Source organism: Fretibacterium sp., from assembly GCF_057312375.1.
Map to the genome: position 1 here is coordinate 1 of NZ_DBHLDX010000072.1, position 6,220 is coordinate 6,220.

The 6,220-nt window shown below is 65.9% G+C and carries 7 protein-coding genes; 3 read left to right on the forward strand and 4 right to left on the reverse strand.

Annotation, left to right across the window (positions count from 1 at the left end; genetic code table 11):
- From ACO41U_RS09005 to ACO41U_RS09015, 3 genes are all read left to right on the forward strand, one after another.
- Positions 1-666 (forward strand): lipoate--protein ligase (locus ACO41U_RS09005; RefSeq protein WP_485943300.1); only part of this gene is annotated, 666 nt, incomplete at its 5' end.
- 14 nt (positions 667-680) lie between these two features.
- A complete protein-coding gene (lipA, locus tag ACO41U_RS09010; protein ID WP_485943302.1) occupies positions 681-1,532 on the forward strand; it encodes a lipoyl synthase in 852 nt (283 codons plus the stop codon).
- A gap of 66 nt (positions 1,533-1,598) precedes the next feature.
- Positions 1,599-2,663 (forward strand): O-acetyl-ADP-ribose deacetylase, encoded by a 1,065-nt coding sequence (locus ACO41U_RS09015; RefSeq protein ID WP_485943304.1) that lies wholly within the window; start codon positions 1,599-1,601, stop codon positions 2,661-2,663.
- Between the two features lie 22 nt (positions 2,664-2,685).
- On the opposite strand, the gene ACO41U_RS09020 is transcribed toward ACO41U_RS09015, so the two are convergent.
- From ACO41U_RS09020 to ACO41U_RS09035, 4 genes are all read right to left on the reverse strand, one after another.
- On the reverse strand, positions 2,686-3,339 hold the full coding sequence (locus ACO41U_RS09020) for a vWA domain-containing protein (protein WP_485943306.1): 654 nt from the start codon (positions 3,337-3,339) through the stop codon (positions 2,686-2,688).
- A gap of 162 nt (positions 3,340-3,501) precedes the next feature.
- Positions 3,502-3,999 carry a GNAT family N-acetyltransferase gene (locus ACO41U_RS09025; RefSeq protein ID WP_485943308.1) on the reverse strand — a complete coding sequence of 166 codons (498 nt, stop codon included), beginning with the start codon at positions 3,997-3,999 and terminating at the stop codon, positions 3,502-3,504.
- Between the two features lies 1 nt (position 4,000).
- Complete coding sequence (gene lplA / locus ACO41U_RS09030; protein WP_485943310.1) at positions 4,001-4,987, reverse strand: lipoate--protein ligase; 987 nt, start codon at positions 4,985-4,987, stop codon at positions 4,001-4,003.
- Positions 4,988-5,126: 139 nt separating this feature from the next.
- Positions 5,127-6,220 (reverse strand): carbon starvation CstA family protein (locus ACO41U_RS09035; protein ID WP_485943312.1); only part of this gene is annotated, 1,094 nt, incomplete at its 5' end.

Genomic DNA, 6,220 nt, shown 5'->3' on the forward strand with positions numbered 1-6,220 from the left:
ATCGACGCGGAGTTCACGGGCCGGAACGACATCACCGTGGAGGGCAAAAAGGTCTCCGGAAACGCCCAGTTTCGATACGGAGATCGGGTGCTGCACCACGGGACGCTCCTGTTCGACGTGGACCACGAGGCCATCTCGAGGGCGCTGCGCCCCAACCCCGTCAAGTTCGTGAACAAGCAGGTCCGCTCCGTCGCCAGCCGGATCGGAACCCTTGCCCCGTACGTCCGAATGGACGTTCGGGACTTCATGGAGTACCTGAAGGAACAGCTCATGGGGCACTACGGCGTCCGCGAGACCTGCGCCGTCCGCCAGGAGGACCTGCGGGAGGTCCTGCGGATCAAACGGGAGCGCTTCGACTCCCCGGCGTGGAACTTCGGACTCCGCTACCGGTTCACGCACCGCTACGACGTCCGGCACCCCTTCGGCATGATCGGGTATCGCCTGGAGGTCGGCCGGAGCCTCATCGAGCACGCGGAGATTTTGGGGGACTTCTTCGGGGACCGGGACGTCTTTGAGCTGGCCGGACGCCTGAAGGGCTGTGCGATCGAGCGCGAGTCGCTGCGCCATGGGCTCGAGGGAGTCCGCGTTGACGACTACATTCGGGGCATGGAGAACGAGGTCCTGATTCAGGACGTCCTGGCCGTCCGGGCCACGGACGCCGCATAGAGGAGGAACAGCCCATGACGGAAACCAGAGCGGCGATGCGGAAGCCCGAGTGGCTCAAGATCAAGGTTCAGGGAGGGCGTCCGTTTCAGGAGGTCGAGGCGCTCCTGAAGGCCCTGCACCTGAACACCGTGTGTCAGGAGGCCAACTGTCCCAACCGCATGGAGTGCTACGGCAAGAGGACGGCGACCTTCATCATCCTGGGGCGAAACTGCACGCGCAACTGCACCTTCTGCAACGTCAGCCGGGAGCAACCCGACCCCGTGGACCCGCTGGAGCCGGAGCACGTCGCCGCGGCCGTCCGCTCCCTGAAGCTCCGCCACGCCGTCATCACCTCCGTCACGCGGGACGACCTGCCCGATCAGGGGGCGGGGCAATTCGCCGCCTGCGTCCGGGAGCTTCGGGCGCAGTGTCCGGAGACGACCGTCGAGCTCCTGATCCCCGACATGCAGGGGCGCGAGGACCTGCTGGACGTCATCCTGGCGGAGCGACCGGAGGTCCTGAACCACAACGTGGAAACGGTCCCCGCCCTCTACCCCAGGGTGCGCCCCCAGGCCGACTTCGAGCGCTCCCTGGCGGTCCTCCGCTACGCCAAGAGCAAGGGCTTCAAGACGAAGTCGGGCATCATGGTCGGGCTGGGAGAGCGGGAGGACGAGGTGATCGACGTCATGAGGCGCCTGAGGGAGGGCGACTGCGACATGCTGACCGTGGGGCAGTACCTTCAGCCCACCGCGCGGCACATCGCGGTGCACGAGTACGTCACGCCGGAGACCTTCGAGCGCTACCGGATCAAGGCCCTCGAGCTGGGGTTCGCGCGGGTGGCGTCGGGGCCGTTCGTCCGCAGCTCCTACAAGGCCGAGGCGCTGTGAGGGGGCAGGCGTCGGGCAGGAGGAGCACTCCTACCCGACGCCTGAAGCGAGGGAGGACCGCATTTCATGCCGCTTGAAATCGTCAGGAACGACATCACGAAGATGAAGGTGGACGCCATCGTGAACGCCGCCAACCCGTCGCTGTTGGGCGGGGGCGGCGTCGACGGGTGTATTCACCGCGCCGCCGGCGCGGGGCTCCTGGAGGAGTGCCGGACGCTGGGAGGCTGTGAAACGGGAAGCGCAAAGATCACCGGTGGTTACGGGCTGCCCTGCAGGTACGTCATCCACGCCGTCGGCCCGGTGTGGCGGGACGGCCGGCACGGGGAGCGGGACCTGCTCGCCTCCTGTTACAGGACCTCCCTTGAGCTGGCGAGGGAGCACGGCTGCGAGTCCGTGGCCTTCCCCCTCATCTCCTCCGGCGCCTACGGCTACCCGAAGGACCAGGCTCTCCGGGTCGCGGTCGATACGATCAGCGAATTTCTCTTTCGGAACGACATGACCGTCTACATCGTCATCTTCGACCGGAGGTCCTACCAGATCAGCGCGAAGCTGTTCCGGGACGTCGCGGAGTACGTGGACGATCACTACGTTGAGGAACGCGCGGACAGGAACGACACGCGGCGGCGCAGGAGGCTGTTCCCTGAGTGGGAGGCGGAGCTGATGAGGTCCGCCGAGCTCCTGGAGGACCTCGACGAAGTCCATGAACGCGTCCCCCGAGGTCTCGCCCAGAAGAGGGGGCCGATGGGCCCCGCCGCACCCCTGGAGAACCTCAGCGAAGTGGTGAGCCGGATCGACGAGAGCTTTTCGCGGATGCTCCTCCGCAAGATCGACGAAAGGGGCATGACGGACGTGGAGTGCTACAAGAAGGCCAACATCGACCGGAAGCTCTTCTCGAAGATCAGGAGCGACGCGGACTACCGGCCGAGCAAGTCCACGGCCCTCGCCTTTGCCATCGCGCTGGAGCTGCCCCTCGACGAGGCAAAGGACATGCTGATGAAGGCCGGGTTCGCGCTCTCCCGCAGCAGCAAGTTCGACGTCATCATCGAGTACTTCATCCGGAACGGAAACTACAACGTGTTCGAGATCAACGAGGCGCTCTTCGCCTTCAACCAGAGCCTGCTGGGGGGGTAGTGGGGGCTGTGGCCGTCCTGCGCTATTCCGCGTCGCCGCGTCGGCGACAGTCCTCGTCGATGCGCCGCTTCCAATTGGCGGACAGGGGCCTGCCGAACCTGACGGTGGAGATGGCCTCGCTCATCACGTCGTAGTTGAGCTGCGTCCCCTCGCTGTCGCTGCAGTAGTTTGCGGCGCGGTCCCTGCCGATCCCGAAGCGCTCTGCGGTCTCGATCGCGTCGATGTTGGCGCCGAGGAACAGGAACTCCCAGCCGTATTGGCTCTTCTCAAGCTCGATCATCTGCCGGACCTTTTCGATGCCGTACCGGCGGCTCGCGTTCTCCTGCCCGTCGGTCGTGATCACGAACAGGGTGCGCTCCGGCACGTCCTCGGGGCGGGCGTACCGGTGGACGTTCCCGATGTGGTGGATCGCGCCGCCGATGGCGTCCAGCAGCGCGGTGGACCCGCCGACGAAGTAGTCCGCCTCCGTCAGGGGCCTGACGTCCTTCACGTCCGCGCGGTCGTGGAGGACCTCGCTCCGGTCGCTGAAGAGGACGGTGGAAACCAGGGCTTCGCCGTCCCCCTTCCTCTGCTTCTCGATCATGGCGTTGAAGCCGCCGATGGTGTCGGACTCCAAGCCGCTCATGGAGCCGCTGCGGTCGAGGATAAACACGATCTCCGTCAGGTTCTCTTTCATCTTCGAGCCCTCCTGTGACCGGCGCCGTGCGAAACGGTGGCCGGCTTTTTTTGACCTTACGGCCCCATTATAGGAGGGGGGCGGTCGTCCGTGGTCGCCTGAAAAGCGACATCGAGGCCGCGGCTTCCGGAAGGCGCCGAGCACCGCAGGGGGACGCCCCGCTCACTCCCTGTAGCGGGCCATCAGGTACTCGTCCGCATACCGGCCGTCCCGAATGGCTGCGAAGCGCTCCGTCCCCTCGACGACGAACCCCAGGGACCTGTAGAGACCGATGGCCCGCTGGTTGTCCGTAAAGACGTTGAGCTGCACGCGCTTCAGCATCAGCCACCGGTCCGCGATGTCGAGGAGCGCGGAGAGGAGAGAACGGCCGATGCCGCGGCCCTGGTAGTCGCGATGCACCATGATGCCGATCGTTCCCACGTGCCGCTGCCGCGCCGGCTTCGACACCTCGAGCCCCGCCAGGCCGACGACATGTCCATCGACCTCCGCCGCCAGCAGCGGGTCCCGCATCCCGCGCAGGAAGTCCTCCACGTCCTCCAGCCGCTCGCTTTGGAGCGAAAGGATGTTCTCGAACACGCCTGCCATGACGCGCAGCGCGTGGATGTCCCGCGCGTCCGCCATGGCGGCGGGGCGGACGTTCACGGGTGAGAGGCCGCTCACGTCAGACCTCCGGGGTGAGCAGCTTCTCGACGTCCGCCCCCGACGCCCCCGCGAACATCTCCCCCGGCTCAAAGCCGGAGAGCGCCTCGTGCAGCGCCTCCCGCGTGTAGGGCGTCCCCAGGATGCGGCTCAGGAGCGGCCCGTAGTCCCCTGTCCCGAAGTAGTCGCCGAAGAACGTGCAGCCCGTCACGCGCCCGTCCTGGACGCTCAGGCGCGCCTCGACGCCGCCCCAGGGGAAGCGCTCGCGCCGCGCCTCCGTGAAGGCGGGGGAGGTGCCGTAATTCCACTCCCAGGTGGAGTACTTCTCGTCCATCAGCTTCTGCACCTCGCGGCCGTCCTCCTTCGTCAGCGTCCTTGGGGTCAGCCCTTGGATCTGGTCCTGGAGCAGCGCCATGAAGTCCCGCGCCGTCATGTCCCCCGCGTTCGGCATGTGGGGCTTGACGTTGGTGACGCGGCTGCGCACGGACTGCACGCCCTTGCTCTTGAACTTCGCCGCGTCGACGTTCAGCGCCTGGGACAGGACGTCCAGGTCCTCGTCGAAGAGCAGCGTCCCGTGGTGCATGGCGATGCCCCCGTGTCGGTACTGCGCGCCGCCCGATATCTTCTTTCCGTCGATGGCGATGTCGTTGCGGCCCGACAGCTCCGCGTGGACCCCCAGCTTGCCCAGGGCGTCGATGATGGGCTGGGTGAAGAAGGCGAAGTCGAACTCGCCCAGGTCGGCGCGGACGAAGCTGTAGTTGATGTTGCCCAGGTCGTGATAGACGGCGCCGCCCCCCGAGTTTCGCCGAATCACGTGGATGCCGTGCCGCTTCACGAAGTCCCCGTTGATCTCGCTCAGGGTGCTCTGAAAGCGTCCGACGACGATGGCCGGCTCGTTCTGCCACAGCATGAAGAACTCGCTGCCCTCGCGGGCGGCCAGACGGCAGAGGTACTCCTCAAGCGCGAGGTTGTGCTGCGGGCGAGTGTCGTGATTTTCGATCGTGTACACAGGTCGTTCCTCCCAACATAATAAAGTAAAAGGGTGCGAATCCCGCTTCATTATATCAGGAGGCGCGCGGCGCGAAAGACGAAAAGGGGGGCGGACCGCGTCGGTCCGCCCCTCCTGTTATCTCTGCGGCCTGAAGCCGTCAGGCGCTCTTCTTGAGGGACTTGTAGTAGTTGGCGGAGCGGTAGACGCCGAAGAAGATGGAGAACAGGACGAGCGCGAAGACGAAGCCGATCCCGTAGGAGAGCTGAACGCCGTTCACCGTCACGCCGCACAGGGAGAGCCCCTCGCTGAACTTCGTGGCGAAGCCTAGGCACTCCGGGGCGAAGCAGAAGTAGGTGGAGCTCACCGCGGACATGAACGTGGCGGGAATGGCGGCCATGAAGCCGCTAATGGGGGAAACGTTCCGGCACAGGTAGACGGCGCCCGCCCAGAGCGCGATCATGGCCAGGGTCTGGTTGGACCAGGAGAAGTAGCGCCACACGATGCCGTAGTCGACGAAGGAGATGGCGTAGCCGATCAGGAGCAGCGGCAGGGCCAGCATCAGGCGCGGCTTGAGGGGCTTCTGGTCGATCTTGAACCAGTCGGCCAGCGTCAGGCGCGCGCTGCGGAAGGCCGTGTCGCCGGATGTGATGGGGCAGGCCACGACGCCCAGGAGGGCCAGGATGCTGCCCATGGAGCCAAGGAGCCCCTTCGAGATGTCATAGACGGTGGCGGAGTTGCCGCCCTTGGCCAGGAAGAGCCCCTCCGTGGTGATGGGGGAGCCGAAGGTGTTGTAGAAGGCGATGCCCGCGCTGGCCCAGATCAGGGCGATGATGCCCTCGGCGACCATGGCGCCGTAGAACACGAAGCGCCCCTGGCGCTCGCTGGTGAGGCAGCGCGCCATCATGGGCGACTGCGTGGCGTGGAATCCGGAGATGGCACCGCAGGCCACCGTGATGAACATCAGGGGCCAGATGGGCGTCGTCGCGCCCTTCGGGTGCATGTTGTAGAGGCCGTCCCAGAGCTCGATCATCGGGTGCGTGCCGTTCAGGTGGTTCATCACCGTGGCGCCGCCGATGAGCACCGCCATGAGGAGCAGGCAGATGCCAAAGAGCGGATAGAGCCGGCCGATGATCTTGTCGATGGGCAGGAGCGTCGCGAGGAAGTAGTAGACCAGGATGGCGATGGTGAGGTACTTCACCCACTCCGCCTCCGTCAGGCCGTACACCATCTCCGGCTCCGCGGCGGGCTTGA

Coding starts and splice junctions, on each gene's coding strand:
- lipA (WP_485943302.1), top strand. CDS start 681: ATGACGGAAACCAGAGCGGCGATGCGGAAGCCCGAGTGGCTCAAGATC.
- ACO41U_RS09015 (WP_485943304.1), top strand. CDS start 1,599: ATGCCGCTTGAAATCGTCAGGAACGACATCACGAAGATGAAGGTGGAC.
- ACO41U_RS09020 (WP_485943306.1), bottom strand. CDS start 3,339: ATGAAAGAGAACCTGACGGAGATCGTGTTTATCCTCGACCGCAGCGGC.